The sequence below is a fragment of the Pseudomonas sp. PSPC2-3 genome, assembly GCF_049898265.1.
Classification (GTDB): domain Bacteria; phylum Pseudomonadota; class Gammaproteobacteria; order Pseudomonadales; family Pseudomonadaceae; genus Aquipseudomonas; species Aquipseudomonas veronii.
The window spans coordinates 276,822-296,861 of the sequence record NZ_JAFCXJ010000007.1; the positions used below are offsets into that span (position 1 = coordinate 276,822).

The 20,040-nt window shown below is 60.9% G+C and carries 19 protein-coding genes; all 19 read left to right on the plus strand.

Annotated features, from left to right (window positions below):
- Positions 1–10 precede the first annotated feature (10 nt).
- Complete coding sequence (locus tag ACP7E3_RS17750) at positions 11–1,612, plus strand: flagellar hook-associated protein 3 (protein ID WP_128192332.1); 1,602 nt, start codon at positions 11–13, stop codon at positions 1,610–1,612.
- A gap of 279 nt (positions 1,613–1,891) precedes the next feature.
- Positions 1,892–2,821, plus strand: coding sequence for a ketoacyl-ACP synthase III (locus ACP7E3_RS17755; protein ID WP_057003862.1), 930 nt, complete (start codon positions 1,892–1,894; stop codon positions 2,819–2,821).
- A 277-nt stretch (positions 2,822–3,098) separates the two neighbouring features.
- The gene (locus tag ACP7E3_RS17760) at positions 3,099–4,514 is read left to right on the plus strand and encodes a flagellin (protein WP_057003863.1); all 1,416 of its coding nucleotides are present in this window, start codon (positions 3,099–3,101) and stop codon (positions 4,512–4,514) included.
- 74 nt (positions 4,515–4,588) lie between these two features.
- Complete coding sequence (locus ACP7E3_RS17765) at positions 4,589–4,939, plus strand: flagellar protein FlaG (protein WP_057003864.1); 351 nt, start codon at positions 4,589–4,591, stop codon at positions 4,937–4,939.
- Positions 4,940–5,019: 80 nt separating this feature from the next.
- Positions 5,020–6,426 (plus strand): flagellar filament capping protein FliD, encoded by a 1,407-nt coding sequence (gene fliD / locus ACP7E3_RS17770; protein ID WP_108524693.1) that lies wholly within the window; start codon positions 5,020–5,022, stop codon positions 6,424–6,426.
- 140 nt (positions 6,427–6,566) lie between these two features.
- Positions 6,567–6,971 carry a flagellar export chaperone FliS gene (gene fliS / locus ACP7E3_RS17775; RefSeq protein ID WP_057003866.1) on the plus strand — a complete coding sequence of 135 codons (405 nt, stop codon included), beginning with the start codon at positions 6,567–6,569 and terminating at the stop codon, positions 6,969–6,971.
- A 24-nt stretch (positions 6,972–6,995) separates the two neighbouring features.
- A complete protein-coding gene (locus tag ACP7E3_RS17780) occupies positions 6,996–7,292 on the plus strand; it encodes a hypothetical protein (RefSeq protein WP_057003867.1) in 297 nt (98 codons plus the stop codon).
- Between the two features lie 170 nt (positions 7,293–7,462).
- The gene (locus ACP7E3_RS17785; RefSeq protein ID WP_046382517.1) at positions 7,463–8,938 is read left to right on the plus strand and encodes a sigma-54 dependent transcriptional regulator; all 1,476 of its coding nucleotides are present in this window, start codon (positions 7,463–7,465) and stop codon (positions 8,936–8,938) included.
- Positions 8,939–9,048: 110 nt separating this feature from the next.
- Entirely contained in the window at positions 9,049–10,260 is a 1,212-nt protein-coding gene (locus tag ACP7E3_RS17790) for a sensor histidine kinase (RefSeq protein WP_046385204.1), read from the plus strand.
- A gap of 6 nt (positions 10,261–10,266) precedes the next feature.
- Entirely contained in the window at positions 10,267–11,643 is a 1,377-nt protein-coding gene (locus tag ACP7E3_RS17795) for a sigma-54-dependent transcriptional regulator (protein ID WP_017845376.1), read from the plus strand.
- 131 nt (positions 11,644–11,774) lie between these two features.
- Complete coding sequence (fliE, locus tag ACP7E3_RS17800) at positions 11,775–12,104, plus strand: flagellar hook-basal body complex protein FliE (protein WP_046382518.1); 330 nt, start codon at positions 11,775–11,777, stop codon at positions 12,102–12,104.
- Between the two features lie 16 nt (positions 12,105–12,120).
- Positions 12,121–13,899 (plus strand): flagellar basal-body MS-ring/collar protein FliF, encoded by a 1,779-nt coding sequence (fliF, locus tag ACP7E3_RS17805; RefSeq protein ID WP_017845378.1) that lies wholly within the window; start codon positions 12,121–12,123, stop codon positions 13,897–13,899.
- Positions 13,892–14,911: a flagellar motor switch protein FliG gene (fliG, locus tag ACP7E3_RS17810; protein ID WP_010563975.1), complete on the plus strand. Its 1,020-nt coding sequence runs from the start codon at positions 13,892–13,894 to the stop codon at positions 14,909–14,911. Before fliF ends, fliG begins: the two co-directional genes overlap by 8 nt.
- Positions 14,912–14,921: 10 nt before the next feature.
- Positions 14,922–15,686: a flagellar assembly protein FliH gene (gene fliH, locus ACP7E3_RS17815; RefSeq protein ID WP_017845379.1), complete on the plus strand. Its 765-nt coding sequence runs from the start codon at positions 14,922–14,924 to the stop codon at positions 15,684–15,686.
- Positions 15,676–17,034, plus strand: a complete 1,359-nt coding sequence (gene fliI / locus ACP7E3_RS17820; RefSeq protein ID WP_017845380.1) for a flagellar protein export ATPase FliI — start codon at positions 15,676–15,678, stop codon at positions 17,032–17,034. Before fliH ends, fliI begins: the two co-directional genes overlap by 11 nt.
- 3 nt (positions 17,035–17,037) lie before the next feature.
- On the plus strand, positions 17,038–17,487 hold the full coding sequence (gene fliJ, locus ACP7E3_RS17825; protein ID WP_017845381.1) for a flagellar export protein FliJ: 450 nt from the start codon (positions 17,038–17,040) through the stop codon (positions 17,485–17,487).
- 120 nt (positions 17,488–17,607) lie between these two features.
- Positions 17,608–17,913 (plus strand): STAS domain-containing protein, encoded by a 306-nt coding sequence (locus ACP7E3_RS17830; protein ID WP_017845382.1) that lies wholly within the window; start codon positions 17,608–17,610, stop codon positions 17,911–17,913.
- Positions 17,910–19,628 (plus strand): ATP-binding SpoIIE family protein phosphatase, encoded by a 1,719-nt coding sequence (locus ACP7E3_RS17835; RefSeq protein ID WP_411220752.1) that lies wholly within the window; start codon positions 17,910–17,912, stop codon positions 19,626–19,628. Before ACP7E3_RS17830 ends, ACP7E3_RS17835 begins: the two co-directional genes overlap by 4 nt.
- 30 nt (positions 19,629–19,658) lie before the next feature.
- Entirely contained in the window at positions 19,659–20,003 is a 345-nt protein-coding gene (locus tag ACP7E3_RS17840; protein ID WP_017845384.1) for an Hpt domain-containing protein, read from the plus strand.
- Positions 20,004–20,040: the final 37 nt, after the last annotated feature.

Genomic DNA, 20,040 nt, shown 5'->3' on the forward strand with positions numbered 1-20,040 from the left:
GTCTGGGACGATGCGAATTTCTACACAGCAGTATTTCGAAACCAGTTCCGCCAAGTATTCGGATAACTATTCCAGTGTGGTGAAGGCCCAGGATCAGGCCAGTTCCGGTGTGCGTGTGCAAACCGCCGCGGATGATCCGGTGGCGGCCGCCCGTTTGTTGTTGTTGCAACAGCAGAAAGACATGCTGGGTCAGTTCAATGGCAATATCACCAGCCTGAAAAACTCCCTGACCAACGAAGAAAGCGTGCTCAGCTCGATCAACGATGCCTTGCAGCGCGCCACTCAGTTGGCCCTGCGTGCCGGCGGCTCGATCAGCGATGCCGATCGCCGCTCGATTGCCAGTGAAGTCGGGGCGATCGAGGATCAGGTCCTGGGCATGCTCAACAGCAAGGACTCTTCCGGCAACTACTTGTTTTCCGGTTCCAAGACCCAGACCCCGCCCTACAGCCGCAACAATGACGGCACTTACAGTTATCAAGGCGATGAAACGCCGCTGACCCTGCAAGTCTCCAATACGTTGAAGATCAGCGCCGGTGATACCGGCAAGACCATTCTGGAGGGCGCCGCCAACACCAGTCGCACCCAGGCCACATGGCTTGCCCCTGTGCCTCAGACGGTGCCGCCGACGGTCAATGACAACAAGGTTGCGCTGTCGGCCGGCTTGGTGACTTCAAGCGCCGACTACTCCAACAAGTTCGCCGACGGCCAGCCGTACAAGCTGACCTTTACCAGCAGCACCCAATACAAGGTGTCCGATAAGAACGGCACTGACGTGACCTCGGAGATTGCGGGTAACGGCACCTTCGATGCCACCAAGGAAGGCAGCACCAGCGTGGCACTGCGTGGGGTGAAGTTCGACATCACCATGGGCCTCGGGGATGTTGCCCCGGGCGCCAACTCCGATGCGCTGGTCAAGGATCGCTCGTTCAGCCTGGAAGCCAAGCCGGATACGTTCAGTATCTCGCGCACGCCAAGCAACACGTCTACTGCGCAATTGAACGGTGCCACCGTGTCCAACCAGACGGACTATGCCAGCACGTTCCCGAGCAACAGCGGGGCGCTGATCAAGTTCACCAGCGCGACCGCCTACGAGGTGTACGCCCAACCCTACACGGCCGCTAGCAAAACCATTGCCACCGGTGATACCGGTGGTGGTACGACCTTGACGGCGGCCGGGGTGACGTTTGACATCAGCGGCGGTACGCCACAAGCGGGCGATCAGTTTTCCGTCGGTGCCAATACCCAGAAAACGCAGAATGCGCTGGACACCCTCGGCCAATTGCGCAAGGCGCTGGAGCTGCCGGCCGACGGTAATCCGGCGGCGACGGTCAAGCTCAAGGACGTGCTGGATGCCTCCATCAGCAACTTGGCCAACTCAATGTCCCAGATCACTAACGTGCGCGGTGACATCGGTGCGCGGGGGAACGCCCTGGATATTCAGTCCGGCGAAAACACCAGCGTCGGTCTGGCCAACACCAGCACCATGAGTGACCTGGCTAACGTCGACATGGGAGAGGCGGCGATCAATCTGACGCTGCAGCAGACCATGTTGCAGGCTTCACAGCTGGCCTTCGTTAAAATTTCCCAGTTGAGCCTGTTCAGCAAAATGTGATTTCAGCGTGACAACACCGCGGCCCGCTCTGGAAACAGGGTGGGCCGTTGTCGTTTTTACGGCTCAATTGTTCAAAGGTTTTGCATAAACCGCACAAAATTGAGTGACCTGTGAGTCATAAAGCGCATCTTCACTGTATCGTATGAAAAGGATAAGTCGTCACAGGGTCCTTGCGGGACGGCTTTCAGCGAAATTGTCATGGGGTTATCCCCTTTATTGTCAGCACTCCAGGCGTCGTCCGAGGGGTGTTCTCCAGCTATTTAGTATTGGGAAGCCACAATGATTGGCATAAAAAGCATCGCCAGTTACGTGCCGGCCGACGGGATCGATAATTACGCCCAGGGTGCCAAATTCGCCAAGGATGAAGAGTTCATCATTGGCAAGATCGGGTCGGCATTCCTGCCGCGCAAGGAAGCTGGGCAGGAGACCTCCGACCTGTGTGTCGAAGCGGTCAATGCATTGTTTGCCAACAACCCGCAGTTGAAGCGTGAGTCCATCGACGCGCTGATCGTCGTCACCCAGAACGGCGACGAAGAGGGCTTGCCCCACACCGCCGCCATCGTCCAGGACAAGCTCGGCCTGCCGACTCACGTCGCTGCCTTTGACCTTTCCCTGGGTTGCTCCGGCTACGTCTATGGCATCTACGCGATGAAGGGCTTCATGGAGGCCACCGGCCTGAAGAACGGCCTGCTGATCACCGCCGATCCGTATTCGAAGATCGTCGACCCGGAAGACCGCAACACCACCATGCTGTTCGGCGATGCCGCCACCGCGACCTGGATGGGTGAAGATGCCTCGTGGTTGCTCGGCAAGGCCAAGTTCGGCACCGACGGCTCCGGCGCACCGCACTTGAAAGTCAGCGACGGCGTGTTCTTCATGAATGGCCGCCAGGTGTTCAACTTCGCCTTGCTCAAAGTGCCGGCGCACTTGCACGCGCTGCTCGATGAGTCGGACCTCAAGGCCGACGACATCGATGCCTTCTGCATTCACCAGGGCAGTGCGGCGATTGTCGACGCCGTGGCGCGGCGTTTCGAAGATGCGCCAGTGGAAAAATTCATCAAGGACATGGTCGAGACCGGCAACACCGTGTCGTCGAGCATTCCGTTGCTGCTGGAAAAGCACGCGATGGACTCCACCTGGAAACGCGTGGCAATCAGCGGATTTGGGGTGGGCCTGTCCTGGGGCTCGGCGATTCTCTATCGTCCGTGACGCTTAAATAGGTTGCACGCGCTTCAAGCATGAAGACGCCGATGATCGAACGATCATCGGCGTTTTTTATTTGGCGCCAGAAAAACCAATGAAATCAGGCCTTTTTGCCGGACTAAGCCCTTGAATTACAAGGGGTGGCACGGTGCTAGTAAAAAAAATCAAAAAACTCCTCAAGCAACCGGCTACCACGACGATAACTATTACGTAGGTTCTCTAGGCCACACCCGGCGGTTGCCAGGGCCGGAAGCCGCAGTATCCATCCAACGAGGATTTCGTCATGGCTTTAACAGTAAACACCAACATTGCTTCCATCACTACCCAGGGCAACCTGAACAAAGCTGGCAGCTCCCTGGCCACTTCCATGCAGCGCCTGTCTTCCGGCCTGCGTATCAACAGCGCTAAAGACGACGCTGCCGGCTTGGGTATTGCTACCCGCATGACTAGCCAAATCAACGGCCTGGGTCAAGCAGTCAAGAACGCCAACGATGGTATCTCCATCGCGCAAACCGCTGAAGGCGCAATGCAGGCTTCGACCGACATTCTGCAAAAAATGCGTACCCTGGCTCTGTCTTCGGCTACTGGCTCCCTGAGCACCGACGACCGTAAGTCGAACAACGACGAATACCAGGCTCTGACTTCGGAACTGACCCGTATCTCGCAAACCACCACTTTCGGCGGCCAGAAACTGCTGGACGGTTCGTACGGTACTAAAGCTATCCAAGTTGGCGCCAACGCTAACGAAACCATCAACGTAAGCCTGGACAACGTTGCTGCCAACAACATCGGTTCGCAGCAGATCAACAGCCTGGGCATCACCCCTGGTGCTGGTGTTGCTGGTGGCGCAATCGCTGTGACTGGTAACGGTCAGTCTACCAGCGTAACCGTAGCTGCCGCTGCTTCCGCTAAAACCATCGCTGCCCAACTGAGTGGCGCCGTCGGTGGCCTGAGCGCTACTGCCAGCACTGAAGCTCAGTTCGTTGTCGGCGCGGGTGCTGCGGCTGCTCCGGCTTCGTTCACCATGACCGTTGGCGGCCAAGCCACCACGTTCGTCGGTGTGAAAGATACCGCCAGCCTGGCTGACCAACTGAAGTCGAACTCCGCCAAACTGGGTATCAGCGTTAACTACGATGAATCCAAAGGCACTCTGTCGGTTAAATCCGACACTGGTGAAAACCTGGCCTTCAGCGCTTCGACCGCTGCCGGTACCATCACTGTTGCGACCAAAGACGGTTCCGGTACCTACGGTACTGCTACTGCCCTGGCTGACGGCATCATCGCTACCGGTGCTGTGAACATGAACTCCTCCAAGGGTTACTCCCTGGAAGGTGCTGGTGTGACCGGTCTCTTCGGTGCCGCGACTTCCGCTGCCTCGGCCAAGACCTCCGTATCGCAGACCGACGTGACTGACGCCACCAAGGCTCAGAACGCTGTGTCCGTGATCGACCAGGCTATCGCTACCATCTCCAGCTCCCGTTCGGGCCTGGGTGCTGTTCAGAACCGTCTGACCAGCACTGTGGATAACCTGACCAACATCCAGAAAAACACTACATCTGCCCGTAGTACTGTTCAGGACGTCGACTTCGCTTCCGAAGCCGCTGAACTGACCAAGCAGCAAACCCTGCAGTCGGCTTCCACCGCGATCCTGTCGCAGGCTAACCAACTGCCATCCGCTGTACTGAAGCTGCTTCAGTAATCACGGCACTGGGTAAATGATGGGGGGGCGCGTTTACGTGCCCTTTCGTCTTTTCCAATCAGAGGAGATTGGGCATGGACATGAATGTAAAACTGAACTTGTCTTATCCGCCACAGGCCCCTCAAGGCCCCGTGGCACCTGTGGTTGCTGACAAAGACAAGACTAAGGTTGAGCCGGCCGCGCCAACCACGGATAAGCCCCAAAAGGGCGATCTGGAAAAAGCGGTCACCGATATTAAAGAATTCGTACAAGCGGCCCAGCGTAATCTGGATTTTTCCATTGATGATTCCACCCATAGGGTTGTGGTCAAGGTCATTGCCACCGACACCGGTGAAGTGATCCGCCAGATTCCCTCGGAAACGGCCTTGAAGCTGGCGCAAAGTTTGTCCAGCGCCAGTCACGTATTGTTTGACGACAAGGCTTGAGCTGGCATGAAAATTGTTGCTGTTACGGCTTGAAGTGTTCTTTGTCAAGATAACGGCAGCCACCGTAAAGGAGAAAGATGATGGCGGGTACAACGATTACTGGCGTGGGGTCGGGCTTCGACACTCAGGCGATTGTGAAGTCCCTGGTAGATGCCGAGCGAGCGCCGAAACAGGCACAGATCAACACCCAATCGCAAAAGGCAACTACCCAGCTGTCGTCGATCGGCAAGATCCAGGCTGCCCTGGACGCCTTCCGTGGTGCGCTGACCAGCATGGGCACCGACAACAGCTTCAGCGGCTTGACCGGTACCTCTTCGGACGAAAAGGTCGCCACCATGACGGCCAACCAAGGTGCGGCGAACGGCAGCTTCTCGCTGATCGTCAACCAGCTGGCCACGCCTTCGAAGCTATCGACCAAAACGTTTGCCGGTGGCCAGTCGACAGTCGTCAACGCCGGCACCACGCCGACAACGCTGACAATCACGCAGTCGGGCAAGAACTTTGATTTGAGTGTGCCGGCAGGCGCGACACTGCAACAGGTGCGTGATTCGATCAACTCCACGTTCGGCACCGCCGGCCTGAGTGCCAACATCCTCACCGACTCCACCGGTTCGCGTCTGATCCTGACCTCCACCAATGGCGGGGTCGGTTCGGACCTGACGATGTCGGGCAACTCTGGGATTGATACCGGCTACACGGTAGTCAGCCCGCCTCAGAACGCCAAGTACACTATCGATGGCATTGCGGCGGAGTCCAAGTCCAACAGCATCACGGATGCGGTGAGTGGGGTAAGCATCAAGTTGCTGTCGCTGTCGCCTACGGTCACGGCCAACGATCCGAATACAACCAACCCGCTTCGTACAGCCATGACCATCTCGGTCAGCACCAGCGCCACCGCGCTGAAGTCCGGGGTCAAGGGCTTCGTCGACACCTACAACGCTCTGCTCAAGGCCATGAACGCCGAGACCAAGGTCACCAAGGATGCTGCCGGTAACTCCATCGCCGCAACCCTGACTGGCGACTCGACCATGCGTACCTTGCAGTCGTCGATCCGCAACGAGTTCAACGCACTGTCCGGCAACGGCACCTTGAAGTCCCTGGCGCAGTTTGGCGTCACGACCGACCAGGACACCGGGGCGCTGAGTATCGACAGCAAGCAGTGGGATAAGGCTGTCGCCACCAATGCTGCCGACATCAACAGTATTTTCAGCGGCAAGACCGGCTTGCTGGCGCGCCTGACGGCGGCTACCGATGGCTACGCCAAGGCCTCCACCGGGATTCTGGCGACGCGCACGACTTCGTTGGCCGACAGCCTGAAAGACCTGACCAAGCAGCAAACCGATCTGGATGATCGTCTCACGACGATGCAGGACTCCTTGACCCGCAAGTACACGGCCATGGACACGCTGGTGGCGCAGTTGCGGCAACAGAGCAGCAGCATCCTTGGCACGCTCAGTGCGCTGAGCAACTCCAAAAGCAGCAGCTGATTGAATGTGCGTGAAAAAGCCCGGGTCCGTTGACCTGGGCTTTGTTCTTTATAGCGCCGGCGGGTTAAAGTTTTTTGCGATCCAGTCGACATAATGGTTACTGCAACCCATCTAGCTGTTGCCTGTCACGAGGTAGAAACATGAATCCCATGAGAGCCCTTCGCCAATATCAGAAGGTCAATTCCCATGCTCAGATCTCCGAAGCCAGCCCGCATCGCCTGGTGCAAATGCTGATGGAGGGCGGTCTGGACCGTATGGCGCAAGCCAAAGGGGCGCTGGCGCGTGGCGATATCGCTCAGAAGGGCCTGATGCTCGGCAAGGCTTCTGACATCCTCATTGGCCTTCGTGATGGCCTGGATGCGGAAAAAAGCGACAACAAGGAATACGTCCAGCAATTGGACGGTCTATATGTCTATATGACCAACCGTCTGATGGAAGCCAATTTGCACAACGATGTCGACATGATCGACGAAGTCGCTCGTCTGTTGATTACCGTCAAAGAAGGCTGGGATGCCATTGCCGCACCACAAGGTGCCGCACAGTAAGGCCTCGGCCTTGAGGAACTGATCATGAGCCAAGCACTGCAACGCATCGATGAAACCCGCGAAGCCCTGATCGGCGCGCTGGCGGAGCGCAACTGGGAAGCCGTTGGCGAACTGGACCTGGGCTGTCGCGCGGTGATTGATCAGGTACTCAGCGAAGCGCCGGTGGACGAGGACGCCCTGCGGGAAAAGCTGGAGAGCTTGCTGGCGGTGTATCAGCAGTTGCTTGAGGTGACGACCGGTGAGCGCCAGGCGATTTTCGAAGAGATGTCGCAGATCAACCGAGCGGAAAGTGCGTCAAAGGTTTACCATTTGTTCGGCTGAATGGGCTCAGTTAATCCGAACGGTGCGTCATATATTTGACTGTGCCAGCATTTTTGACTTAACTAGTGCTGTTTTCAGATTTCAGACGTCTAGTAAGGTAAGAAATCTTACAAACGTCTAGATTGCCCTCACTCTGGGGCAGAGCGTTTTACTAGGGAAGTTGCTATTGCATGTGGCGTGAAACCAAAATTCTGCTGATTGATGACGATAGCGTCCGCCGCCGCGATTTAGCGGTGATTTTAAATTTTCTTGGCGAAGAAAATCTGCCCTGCGGTAGCCATGATTGGCAGCAGGCGGTCAGCTCGTTGTCCTCGAGCCGTGAAATCATTTGTGTACTGATCGGGACGGTAAACGCTCCTGGCGCAGTTCTGGGCTTGTTAAAGACACTGTCAACCTGGGATGAGTTCCTTCCGGTGTTGCTGATGGGCGATATTTCTTCGCTCGACCTGCCGGAAGACCAGCGCCGCCGGGTGTTGTCCGCCCTGGAAATGCCGCCCAGCTACAGCAAGTTGCTCGACTCCCTGCACCGCGCCCAGGTCTATCGCGAGATGTACGACCAGGCCCGTGAGCGCGGTCGTCACCGCGAACCCAACCTGTTCCGCAGCCTCGTCGGCACCAGCCGGGCGATCCAGCACGTGCGCCAGATGATGCAGCAAGTGGCCGATACCGACGCCAGTGTGCTGATCCTCGGCGAGTCGGGCACCGGCAAGGAAGTGGTCGCGCGCAACCTGCACTATCACTCCAAGCGCCGCGACGGGCCCTTTGTGCCGGTCAATTGCGGGGCGATCCCGGCAGAGCTGCTCGAAAGCGAACTGTTCGGCCACGAGAAGGGCGCCTTTACCGGGGCGATCACCAGCCGTGCCGGGCGTTTCGAGCTGGCCAACGGCGGCACGCTGTTCCTCGACGAAATCGGCGACATGCCGCTGCCGATGCAGGTCAAGCTGTTGCGCGTGTTGCAGGAGCGCACCTTCGAACGTGTGGGCAGCAACAAGACCCAGAGCGTCGACGTGCGGATCATTGCGGCTACCCACAAGAACCTCGAAAGCATGATCGAGGTCGGCAGCTTCCGCGAAGACCTCTATTACCGCCTCAACGTGTTCCCGATCGAGATGGCCCCGCTGCGTGAGCGCGTGGAAGACATCCCGTTGCTGATGAACGAACTGATCTCGCGCATGGAGCACGAAAAGCGCGGTTCGATCCGCTTCAATTCGGCAGCGATCATGTCCCTGTGCCGCCATGGCTGGCCGGGCAACGTCCGCGAGCTGGCCAACCTGGTGGAGCGCATGGCGATCATGCATCCCTACGGTGTGATCGGCGTGGTCGAGCTGCCGAAGAAATTCCGCTACGTCGACGAAGAAGACGAGCATCTGGTGGACAGCCTGCGCAGCGACATGGAAGAGCGGATCGCCATCAACGGTCATACCCCGGACTTCGGTGCCACCGCGATGCTGCCGCCGGAAGGCCTTGACCTCAAAGACTACCTCGGCAACCTTGAGCAAGGGTTGATCCAGCAGGCCCTGGACGACGCCAACGGCATCGTCGCGCGTGCCGCCGAGCGCCTGCGCATCCGTCGAACCACCCTGGTGGAAAAGATGCGCAAGTACGGGATGAGCCGTCGAGACGGTGATGAACAGGCAGATGATTGACGCCTGTTTTTCAAGCAACTGAAAACTAAGCGCATTTTTTTAGGCACGGGTATTGCTACAGCCCTCGCAACGTTCCGTTTAACTGACGGTCAGCCAAGCGAGAGAGCATGATGCCCCACGCCGCCCAACTACCTTCGGCCCCTGAACTCCAGGGGCCTGTCCCGTCCGCCGAACAGCTCAGCCGGCATGGCCTTGAGCAGGCGTTCTCGCTGTTCAGTCAGATGTCCAGCCAGTTGACCGACTCCTACAGCCTGCTGGAAGCGCGGGTCTCCGAACTCAAGGGCGAGTTGGCGGTGGTCAGTGCCCAGCGCATGGAAGAGCTGGCCGAGAAAGAGCGCCTGGCCAACCGTCTGCAGAACCTGCTCGATCTGTTGCCTGGCGGTGTGATCGTCATCGACGACCAGGGCCGTGTGCGCGAAGCCAACCCGGCCGCCTGCGACCTGCTCGGACTGCCGTTGGAGGGCGAACTGTGGCGCCATGTCATCAGCCGCTGCTTCGCGCCGCGTGAAGATGACGGCCATGAAATCTCCCTCAAGGATGGGCGCCGCTTGTCCATCGCCACTCGCTCCTTGGACGCGGAGCCCGGTCAACTGGTGCTGCTCAACGACCTGACTGAAACCCGTCACCTGCAAGACCAACTGGCGCGCCATGAGCGCTTGTCGTCGCTGGGTAGGATGGTCGCTTCTTTGGCGCATCAGATCCGCACGCCGTTGTCGGCGGCGTTGATCTACGCCAGTCATTTGACTGATGAGCAATTGCCCGCCGACACCCACCAGCGTTTTGCCGGACGCCTCAAGGAGCGCTTGCATGAGTTGGAGCACCAGGTGCGCGACATGCTGGTGTTTGCCCGCGGCGAATTGCCGCTGACCGACCGCATCACGCCGTCCGGCCTGATGCAGGCGTTGCAAGCGGCGGCCGCCACCCATGTGCAGGACGCCAATGTGCGCTGGCAGTGCGACAGCCACCAAGGCGAATTGCTGTGCAACCGCGACACCCTGGTGGGCGCGCTGCTCAACCTGATCGAAAACGCGACCCAGGCCAGCGGCCCCGGTGCGCGGCTCAAGGTGCATGTGTACGCCCGTGCGCAAACCCTGCGCCTGTGCATCAGCGACAGCGGTAGCGGTATCGAGCCGCAGGTGCTGCAGCGCCTGGGCGAACCGTTTTTCACCACCAAGACCAACGGTACGGGCCTCGGCCTGACGGTGGTCAAGGCTGTGGCGCGCGCCCATCAGGGAGAATTGCAGCTGCGTTCCCACTTGGGGCGTGGCACTTGTGCATTGATGACCTTGCCGCTGTTTTCATGCGCGGCAAGCGCGGAGTAAGAGGCTATGGCTATCAAGGTTCTGTTGGTGGAAGACGATCGTGCCCTGCGTGAGGCATTGGCTGACACGCTGCTGCTGGCGGGCCATGACTATCGGGCGGTCGGTTCTGCCGAGGACGCCTTGGCGGCGGTGGAGCAAGAGGCCTTCAGCCTGGTGGTCAGCGACGTGAACATGCCTGGCATGGACGGCCATCAGTTGCTCGCGCTGCTGCGCGCACGCCAGCCGCAGTTGCCGGTGCTGCTGATGACCGCCCATGGCGCCGTCGAGCGCGCAGTGGATGCCATGCGCCAGGGCGCGGCGGATTACCTGGTCAAGCCGTTCGAGCCCAAGGCGTTGATCGAGCTGGTGGCGCGGCATGCCCTGGGGGTGATTCCTGTCGGCGAGGCAGACGGCCCGATTGCTTTTGAGCCGGCCAGCGCACAATTGCTGGAGCTCGCGGCCCGCGTGGCGCGCAGTGATTCCACCGTGTTGATTTCCGGCGAGTCGGGCACCGGCAAGGAAGTGCTGGCGCGCTATATCCACCAGCAATCGGGGCGCGCCCAGCAGCCCTTTATCGCGATCAATTGCGCGGCGATCCCCGACAACATGCTCGAAGCCACGCTGTTCGGCCACGAAAAGGGCTCCTTCACCGGCGCTATCGCGGCCCAGGCGGGCAAGTTCGAGCAGGCCGACGGCGGTACCATCCTGCTCGACGAAATTTCGGAAATGCCCCTGGGTTTGCAAGCCAAACTGCTGCGGGTGCTGCAGGAGCGTGAAGTGGAGCGGGTCGGTGCGCGCAAGCCGATCCAGCTGGATATCCGCGTGGTCGCCACCACCAACCGCGACCTGGCGGGTGAAGTGGCGGCGGGGCGCTTTCGTGAAGACTTGTTCTACCGCCTCTCGGTATTCCCCCTGGCTTGGCGCCCGCTGCGCGAACGCCCGGCGGACATCATCCCGCTGGCCGAGCGCCTGCTGAACAACCACGTCAAAAAAATGAAGCACGCTCAGGCGCGGCTGTCGGCCGAAGCCCAGGCATGCCTGATCGGCTACCCCTGGCCCGGCAACGTGCGGGAGCTGGACAACGCCATTCAGCGCGCGTTGATTCTGCAACAGGGCGGCTTGATCCAACCCCAGGACTTCTGCCTGGCCATGGGCAGCGGCGCCGCGCCGTTACCAAGCCTGGCGCCCGCGCCGCTGGTCGCCGAAGCTGAATCCGCCGGGGCCCTGGGCGACGATCTGCGCCGCCGTGAATTCCAGATGATCATCGACACCCTGCGCGCCGAACGCGGCCGCCGTAAAGAAGCGGCCGAGCGCCTGGGCATCAGCCCACGCACCCTGCGCTACAAGTTGGCGCAGATGCGGGATGCGGGGATGGACGTGGAAGCTTATCTGTTTGCTATCTGAGCGGTAACAAGGTCGACAAGTTTTGTCGCCTTTTCTTACAGGTTGATACAGAGCTGGCACCCTTGTTGCTACCACCCCTAGTAACCGCTGCGTAGTGTCAAAAAATTGCGGGTCGTCGGAGAGAGAAGGTCATGAGCCAGGGTATTGAGTTCAATCGGTTGATGTTGGATATGCGCTCCATGCAAATGGACGCCATGGCTCAACCGAAATCCGTCGCACAAGCGCCGGAATTGGGCCAAAGCAGTTTCGCCGATATGCTCGGCCAGGCCATCAACAAAGTCAGTGACACCCAGCAAGCCTCCAACCAGTTGGCGACCGCGTTCGAGATCGGCAAGAGCGGCGTGGACCTGACCGACGTGATGGTCGCTTCGCAGAAAGCCAGTGTGTCCTTTCAAGCCTTGACCCAGGTGCGCAACAAACTGGTCCAGGCTTATCAAGACATCATGCAGATGCCGGTTTAAGGACGAGATTTAAGTCATGGCAGAAGCAGTCGTGGACAACGTACCCGCCAAGACAGACGGCAAGCCGCCGCTGTTTGGCCTGTCGTTCCTGGAAAACCTCTCGGAAATGACCATGCTGCGTCAGGTGGGCCTGATGGTCGGCCTGGCGGCCAGCGTGGCGATTGGTTTTGCTGTGGTGCTGTGGTCGCAGCAACCCGATTACCGGCCGCTGTACGGCAGCCTGGCCGGTATGGACTCCAAGCAGATCATGGAAACCCTGGCCGCCGCCGACATCGCCTACACCGTGGAGCCCAACTCCGGGGCACTGCTGGTCAAGGCCGATGACGTCGCCCGGGCGCGCATGAAGCTGGCCGCCGCCGGCGTGACCCCGTCCGACAGCAACATCGGTTTCGAGATCCTCGACAAGGACCAGGGCCTGGGCACCAGCCAGTTCATGGAAGCCACCCGCTACCGTCGTGGCCTGGAAGGCGAACTGGCGCGCACCATCTCCAGCCTCAATAACGTCAAGGGCGCGCGGGTCCACCTGGCGATTCCGAAGAGTTCGGTGTTTGTGCGCGACGAGCGCAAGCCAAGTGCCTCGGTATTGGTCGAACTGTTTTCCGGCCGCTCCCTGGAGCCTGGCCAGGTGTTGGCGATCATCAACCTGGTGGCCACCAGCGTTCCCGAATTGAGCAAGTCGCAAATCACCGTGGTCGACCAGAAGGGCAACCTGTTGTCCGACATGGCCGAAAACTCTGCGCTGACCCAGGCCGGCAAGCAGTTCGACTACAGCCGTCGCATGGAAAGCATGCTCACCCAGCGTGTCCACAACATCCTGCAACCGGTGCTGGGCAACGACCGCTACAAGGCTGAAGTGTCCGCCGACGTGGATTTCAGCGCTGTCGAGTCGACCTCCGAGCAATTCAACCCGGACCAGCCGGCCCTGCGCAGCGAGCAGTCCACCAGCGAACAACGCACCGCCAGCAACGGCCCGCAAGGCGTACCGGGTGCCCTGAGCAACCAGCCGCCGGCCCCGGCCTCGGCACCGCAAACCACCGGCGGCGCTGCCGCGACCGCGGGCGCCATCGCTCCCGGCCAGCCACTGTTGGACGCCAACGGCCAGCAGATCATGGACCCGGCCACCGGCCAGCCGATGCTCGCTCCGTACCCGGCGGACAAGCGTAACCAGTCGACCAAGAACTTCGAACTCGACCGTTCCATCAGCCACACCAAGCAGCAACAGGGCCGGATCAACCGCCTGTCGGTGTCGGTGGTGGTCGATGACCAAGTCAAGGTCAACGCCGCTGACGGCGCCGTCACCCGCGCACCGTGGAGCGCCGACGAATTGGCGCGCTTCACCCGCCTGGTGCAGGATGCCGTCGGTTTCGACGCCAGCCGTGGCGACAGCGTCAGCGTGATCAACATGCCGTTCTCCGCCGAGCGTGGCGAAGTGATCGCCGAAGCGGCGTTCTACACCCAGCCGTGGTTCTGGGACATCGTCAAGCAAGTGCTGGGCGTGTTGTTCATCCTGGTGCTGGTGTTCGGCGTGCTGCGTCCGGTGCTCAACAACATCACCGGCAATGGCAAGAAACAACTGGCGGCCTTCGCTGGCGGCGACGTCGAGTTGGGTGGCATGGGCGGCCTGGACGGCGAACTGGCCAACGACCGTGTCAGCCTCGGCGGCCCGCAAAGCATCCTGTTGCCAAGCCCGAGCGAAGGCTATGACGCTCAGTTGAACGCAATCAAGAGTCTGGTGGCAGAAGACCCGGGCCGTGTGGCCCAGGTCGTGAAAGAGTGGATTAACGCAGATGAGTGATAATCGAGCCGCTGTTGCCAAACTCACCAAGGTCGACAAAGCCGCAGTCCTGCTGCTGTCCCTGGGTGAAACCGACGCCGCCCAAGTGCTGCGCCACATGGGCCCCAAAGAGGTTCAACGGGTCGGCGTGGCCATGGCGCAAATGCGCAACGTTCACCGTGAGCAGGTCGAACAGGTGATGAGCGAGTTCGTCGAGATCGTCGGCGACCAGACCAGCCTGGGCGTCGGCTCCGACAGCTACATCCGCAAGATGCTCACCTCGGCCCTCGGCGAAGACAAAGCCAACGGCCTGATCGACCGCATCCTGCTGGGCGGCAACACCAGCGGCCTCGACAGCCTCAAATGGATGGAACCGCGCGCCGTCGCCGACGTGATCCGCTACGAACACCCGCAGATCCAGGCGATCGTGGTGGCGTACCTCGACCCGGACCAGGCCGGCGAAGTGCTCGGCCACTTCGACCATAAAGTGCGCCTGGACATCATCCTGCGCGTATCGTCGTTGAACACCGTGCAGCCGGCGGCCCTGAAAGAACTCAACACGATTCTCGAGAAGCAGTTCTCGGGCAACTCGAATGCTTCGCGCACCACCTTGGGTGGTATCAAGCGCGCCGCCGACATCATGAACTTCCTCGACAGCTCGGTCGAAGGCCAGTTGATGGACTCGATCCGCGAGATCGACGACACCCTGTCCGGCCAGATCGAAGACCTCATGTTCGTGTTCAACAACCTCTCCGATGTCGACGACCGCGGCATCCAGGCGCTGTTGCGCGAAGTCTCCTCCGACGTGCTGGTACTGGCCCTCAAGGGCTCGGACGAAGGCGTCAAGGAGAAGATCTTCAAGAACATGTCCAAGCGCGCCTCGGAACTGTTGCGCGACGACCTGGAAGCCAAAGGCCCGGTGCGCGTCAGCGACGTGGAAACCGCCCAGAAGGAAATCCTCACCATTGCCCGCCGTATGGCCGAAGCCGGAGAAATCGTTCTCGGCGGGAAGGGCGGCGAAGAAATGATCTAAGGCGCCTCGCATGTCGAACAAAGATGAGACGCCCAGCGATCTGATTCGCGCGCGGGACGTGGGCGGGTTCGACATCTGGTCGTTGCCCAGCTTCGATCCGCATGTGCCGGAGCCCGAACCCGAGCCTGTGGAAGAACTGCCGGCGGAAATGGAAGAAGTGCCGCTGGAGGAAGTCCAGCCGCTGACCCTGGAAGAGTTGGAAAGCATCCGCCAGGAGGCCTACAACGAAGGCTTCGCCGCTGGCGAAAAAGATGGTTTTCGCAGCGCCACGCTCAAGGTCCGCCAGGAAGCCGAGGTCGCCTTGAGCGTCAAGCTGGCCAGCCTCGAACGCCTGATGGGCAGCCTGTTCGAGCCCATCGCCGAGCAGGATTCGCAGATCGAAAAAGCCATGGTCGGGCTGGTCGAGCACATCGCCCGTCAGGTGATCCAGCGTGAGCTGGTGCTGGACTCCAGCCAGATCGAAAGCGTCATGCGCGAAGCCCTCAAGCTGCTGCCCCTGGGCGTCGGCAATGTGCGGCTGCACATCAACCCGCAGGATTTCGAACAGGTCAAAGCCCTGCGCGAGCGCCATGAAGAAACCTGGCGCATCGTCGAAGACGCCGATCTGCAGCCCGGTGGTTGCCGCGTCGAGACCGAATACAGCCGCATCGACGCCACTGTGGAAACGCGCATCAGCCAGATCATGGCCCAACTGCTGGATCAGGTCCACGAGCAGCTCCTGAACCCGGCCGAACCGGACATGAGCGTGGACCTGGACGCCGCCGATGCGCCTTGATCGCACCAGCTTCGCCAAACGCCTGGGTGGTTATATCGAGGCCACTGGGTTGCCCGGCCAGCCGATTCTCGAAGGGCGCCTGCTGCGCATGGTCGGCCTGACCCTCGAAGCCGAAGGCCTGCGTGCCGCCATGGGCAGCCGCTGCTTGGTGATCAACGACGACAGCTACCACCCGGTACAGGTCGAAGCCGAAGTCATGGGCTTTTCCGGCAGCAAGATTTTCCTCATGCCCGTCGGCAGCCTGGCGGGCATCGCCCCCGGTGCCCGCGTGGTGCCGCTGGCCGATACCGGCCGCCTGCCCATGGGCATGAGCATGCTCGGCCGCGTGCTGGACGGCGCCGGTCGCGCGCTGGACGGCAAGGGCGGCATGAAGGCCGAAGACTGGGTGCCGATGGACGGCCCCACCATCAACCCGCTCAAGCGCAACCCGATCAGCCAGCCGCTGGACGTGGGCATTCGCAGCATCAACGGTTTATTGACGGTCGGTCGCGGCCAGCGCCTGGGCCTGTTCGCCGGTACCGGCGTGGGTAAGTCGGTGTTGCTCGGCATGATGACCCGCTTTACCGAGGCCGACATCATCGTGGTGGGGCTGATCGGCGAACGGGGCCGGGAAGTGAAGGAGTTCATCGAGCACAGCCTCGGTGAAGAAGGCCTCAAGCGTTCGGTGGTGGTTGCCTCCCCGGCCGACGATGCGCCGCTGATGCGTTTGCGCGCGGCCATGTACTGCACGCGCATCGCCGAATATTTTCGCGACAAGGGCAAGAACGTCCTGTTGCTGATGGATTCCCTCACGCGTTTCGCCCAGGCCCAGCGGGAAATCGCCCTGGCCATCGGCGAGCCGCCGGCCACCAAGGGGTATCCGCCGTCGGTGTTCGCCAAGCTGCCCAAGCTGGTCGAGCGCGCCGGTAATGCCGAGGCGGGCGGGGGCTCGATCACCGCGTTCTACACCGTGTTGTCTGAAGGCGATGACCAGCAGGACCCGATCGCCGACTCGGCGCGCGGCGTGCTCGACGGTCACATCGTGCTGTCGCGGCGCCTGGCGGAAGAGGGGCACTACCCGGCGATCGACATCGAAGCCTCCATCAGCCGGGTGATGCCGTCGGTGGTCACGCCCGAGCACATGGCCCGCGCCCAGCAGTTCAAGCAGCTGTGGTCGCGCTATCAGCAGAGTCGCGACCTGATCAGCGTCGGCGCCTATGTGGCCGGTGGCGATCGTGAGACCGACCTGGCGATTGCCCTGCAACCGCAATTGGTCACCTACCTGCGCCAGGGTCTCAACGACAACATCAGCATGGGCGAAAGCGAAGCGCACTTGCAGTCCATCTTCGCCCCCGCGCCAGGCGGCTAAGCCATGGCCAGCAGCCGCTCCTCACGCCTGGCCCCGGTGGTGGACATGGCCGAAAAGGCCGAAAAAACCGCGGTCCAGCGCCTGGGTTACTTCCAGGGCCAGGTGCGCCTGGCAGAAAGCAAGCTCGGCGACCTGGAGCGCTTTCGCGGCGAGTACCAGCAGCAGTGGATCGAGCGCGGCACCAAAGGCGTGTCCGGCCAGTGGCTGATGGGCTACCAGGGCTTTCTCAACCAACTTGAGACCGCCGTCGGCCAGCAGCGCCAGAGCCTGGCCTGGCACCAGAACAACCTCGACAAGGCCCGCGAGAGCTGGCAGCAGGCGTATGCCCGGGTCGAAGGCTTGCGCAAGCTGGTGCAGCGCTATATCGACGAAGCGCGGGCGATCGAGGATAAGCGCGAGCAGAAGCTGCTCGACGAGCTGTCCCAGCGCCTGCCGCGGCAGAATCCCTACTAGCGCCAGGCCCGCTGTTCAATGTGGGAAGGGGCTTGTCTCCCATATTTGATTCGCCGTGTTGCCCATAGCCCATTCGCCTGCTACACCTTCTATCTAGACCCATGACAAGGAAGCAGTCACATGTCAGTCGTGTCAGAAGTATCCCTGGATGGGACAAAGTTGACGATTGCAATCAAAGGCCGGTTCGATTTCGGCAGCCACCAGATCTTTCGTGAGGCCTACGAGCGTTTCTACAAGGTGCCGGACGTGTACGTGGTCGACCTGAAGGAAACCACCTACATGGACAGTTCCGCCCTGGGCATGCTCCTGCTGCTGCGCGATCATGCCGGGGGCGATGATGCGGAAGTCCAGGTGATCAACATCAGCTCCGACGTGCGCAAGATCCTCGCGATATCCAACTTCGATAAACTGTTCGATATCAATTGAGCGCTCTGGCTCCGGTCCTCGAACCGCTGACCGTCCTGATCGCTGAAGACAGCGCCACCGACTTGCTGTTGCTGTCGACCATTATCCGGCGCCAGGGCCACCACGTGCTCACCGCCAGCAACGGTGTGGAAGCGGTCGACCTGTTCGCCCGCGAACGCCCGCAACTGGTGCTGATGGACGCCCTGATGCCGGTGATGGATGGCTTTGAGGCTGCGCGCCGGATCAAGCAACTGGCGGGCGAAGCCCTGGTGCCGATCATCTTCCTCACCTCCCTGCGCCAAAGCGAAGCCCTGGCCGAATGCCTGGATGCCGGTGGCGATGACTTCTTGCCCAAGCCCTACAACCCGCTGATCCTCGCGGCCAAGATCAATGCGATGGACCGCCTGCGCCGCCTGCAGGCCACGGTATTGCAGCAGCGCGACCTGATCGCCAAGCACCACGACTACCTGCTGCATGAGCAACGCGTGGCCAAGGCGGTGTTCGACAAGGTCGCCCATTCCGGCTGTATCAACGCGGCGCCGAACATTCGCTACCTGCAATCGCCGTATGCGCTGTTCAACGGTGACTTGTTGTTGGCGGCCTACACGCCGGCGGGTGATATGCATGTGCTGCTCGGCGATTTCACCGGGCATGGCCTGCCGGCGGCGGTCGGCGCGATGCCGTTGGCGGAAGTGTTCTACGGCATGACGGCCAAGGGCTACGGGCTGACGCAGATCCTGCGGGAGATGAACGCCAAGCTCAAACGCATCCTGCCGGTGGACATGTTCTGCTGCGCCGCGCTGTTGTGCCTGAGCACGCAGCGGCGCGTGGTGGAGGTCTGGAATGGCGGCATGCCTGATGGCTATGTACACGAAGTCGCCACCGGCAAGCGGACACCGTTGGTGTCACGGCATTTGCCGTTGGGCGTGCTGTCGGCGCAGGCGTTCGAGGATCGTACCGAAGTCTGGCCGATGGCCCTGGGCGACCGCGTGTTTCTGCTCTCCGACGGCGTGCTGGACACCGCCGACGCCAACGAACAGTTGTTCGGCGCCGAGCGCTTGCAGCAGGTGTTTGCCGCCAATCGCGAGCCCGACCGCCTGTTCGAGGATATCGAGCAGGCTCTGGCGGCGTTTTGCGGTGAGGTGCGGGATGATGTGAGCATGGTCGAAATCACCCTGCAGGCCGGCCAGTCGATGCGTGCGACGGGGCCGTTGTACGCCGACAGCGGCCAGTCGTGCCCGTTGGATTGGTCGGTGGGTTTTGAATTCCGCGCCGAGACCCTCAAGCGTTACAACCCGTTGCCCTATCTGTTGCAACTGCTGCTCGAGATCCACGGCCTGCGCGAGCAGAGCGGGGCGCTCTACAGCGTGATGGCCGAACTGTATTCCAACGCTCTGGAGCATGGCGTGCTGGGCCTGGACTCGCGGCTCAAGCGCGATGCCAAAGGGTTCGCGCAGTATTACCGCGAGCGCAACGAACGGCTGATGCAGCTCAACAGCGGTTATGTGCGCGTGCAGGTGCAGGTGGCGCCCACCGTTACCGGCGGCAGGATGACCTTGCGCATCGAAGACAGCGGCCCCGGGTTCGATGTGGAACAGGTACTGGCGCGCCCGCTGGATGTCGACCGCCTGTCCGGTCGCGGCTTGAGCCTGGTACGGCAACTGAGCAGCGATGTACGCTGGTCCGACGGCGGGCGTAGCGTCTGCGTGGAGTTTTGCTGGGAGGCTCTGGCATAATCCGCCGATTCTTGATCAAGGAGCGAACAAGTGGTTGAGGTTCATCTGGACCCGGACGTGTTATCGGGTTTGCAGGAAGTCATGGAAGGCGAGTACCCCAAGTTGCTCGATACCTTTCTTGATGATTCGCAAAAGCGCGTCGAAGCGCTGCGCAAGGCGCGCGACGATGCCAAGGCATTGGCGCTTATCGCCCATAGTTTCAAGGGCAGCAGTGGCAACCTCGGGGCGGTGCGGTTGGCGCACTTGTGCCAGCGCCTGGAGGTTGAGTCCGTCGAGGCGGCGGCGGACCTGGGGGCCTTGGTCGATCAGATCGATCATGAGTTTGCGCTGGTCAAGCCGCTGTATGAGTCGGAGCGCCAGCGCTTCCAGCTTTAATTTCAGGCGCGGGACGGCTTTTCGATAGGAGCTGGCC

Excerpts from the sequence above, each read along its gene's own strand:
- ACP7E3_RS17750 (WP_128192332.1), top strand. The coding sequence starts at position 11 with ATGCGAATTTCTACACAGCAGTATTTCGAAACCAGTTCCGCCAAGTAT.
- ACP7E3_RS17755 (WP_057003862.1), top strand. The coding sequence starts at position 1,892 with ATGATTGGCATAAAAAGCATCGCCAGTTACGTGCCGGCCGACGGGATC.
- ACP7E3_RS17760 (WP_057003863.1), top strand. The coding sequence starts at position 3,099 with ATGGCTTTAACAGTAAACACCAACATTGCTTCCATCACTACCCAGGGC.
- ACP7E3_RS17765 (WP_057003864.1), top strand. The coding sequence starts at position 4,589 with ATGGACATGAATGTAAAACTGAACTTGTCTTATCCGCCACAGGCCCCT.
- fliD (WP_108524693.1), top strand. The coding sequence starts at position 5,020 with ATGGCGGGTACAACGATTACTGGCGTGGGGTCGGGCTTCGACACTCAG.
- fliS (WP_057003866.1), top strand. The coding sequence starts at position 6,567 with ATGAATCCCATGAGAGCCCTTCGCCAATATCAGAAGGTCAATTCCCAT.
- ACP7E3_RS17780 (WP_057003867.1), top strand. The coding sequence starts at position 6,996 with ATGAGCCAAGCACTGCAACGCATCGATGAAACCCGCGAAGCCCTGATC.
- ACP7E3_RS17785 (WP_046382517.1), top strand. The coding sequence starts at position 7,463 with ATGTGGCGTGAAACCAAAATTCTGCTGATTGATGACGATAGCGTCCGC.
- ACP7E3_RS17790 (WP_046385204.1), top strand. The coding sequence starts at position 9,049 with ATGCCCCACGCCGCCCAACTACCTTCGGCCCCTGAACTCCAGGGGCCT.
- ACP7E3_RS17795 (WP_017845376.1), top strand. The coding sequence starts at position 10,267 with ATGGCTATCAAGGTTCTGTTGGTGGAAGACGATCGTGCCCTGCGTGAG.
- fliE (WP_046382518.1), top strand. The coding sequence starts at position 11,775 with ATGAGCCAGGGTATTGAGTTCAATCGGTTGATGTTGGATATGCGCTCC.
- fliF (WP_017845378.1), top strand. The coding sequence starts at position 12,121 with ATGGCAGAAGCAGTCGTGGACAACGTACCCGCCAAGACAGACGGCAAG.
- fliG (WP_010563975.1), top strand. The coding sequence starts at position 13,892 with ATGAGTGATAATCGAGCCGCTGTTGCCAAACTCACCAAGGTCGACAAA.
- fliH (WP_017845379.1), top strand. The coding sequence starts at position 14,922 with ATGTCGAACAAAGATGAGACGCCCAGCGATCTGATTCGCGCGCGGGAC.
- fliI (WP_017845380.1), top strand. The coding sequence starts at position 15,676 with ATGCGCCTTGATCGCACCAGCTTCGCCAAACGCCTGGGTGGTTATATC.
- fliJ (WP_017845381.1), top strand. The coding sequence starts at position 17,038 with ATGGCCAGCAGCCGCTCCTCACGCCTGGCCCCGGTGGTGGACATGGCC.
- ACP7E3_RS17830 (WP_017845382.1), top strand. The coding sequence starts at position 17,608 with ATGTCAGTCGTGTCAGAAGTATCCCTGGATGGGACAAAGTTGACGATT.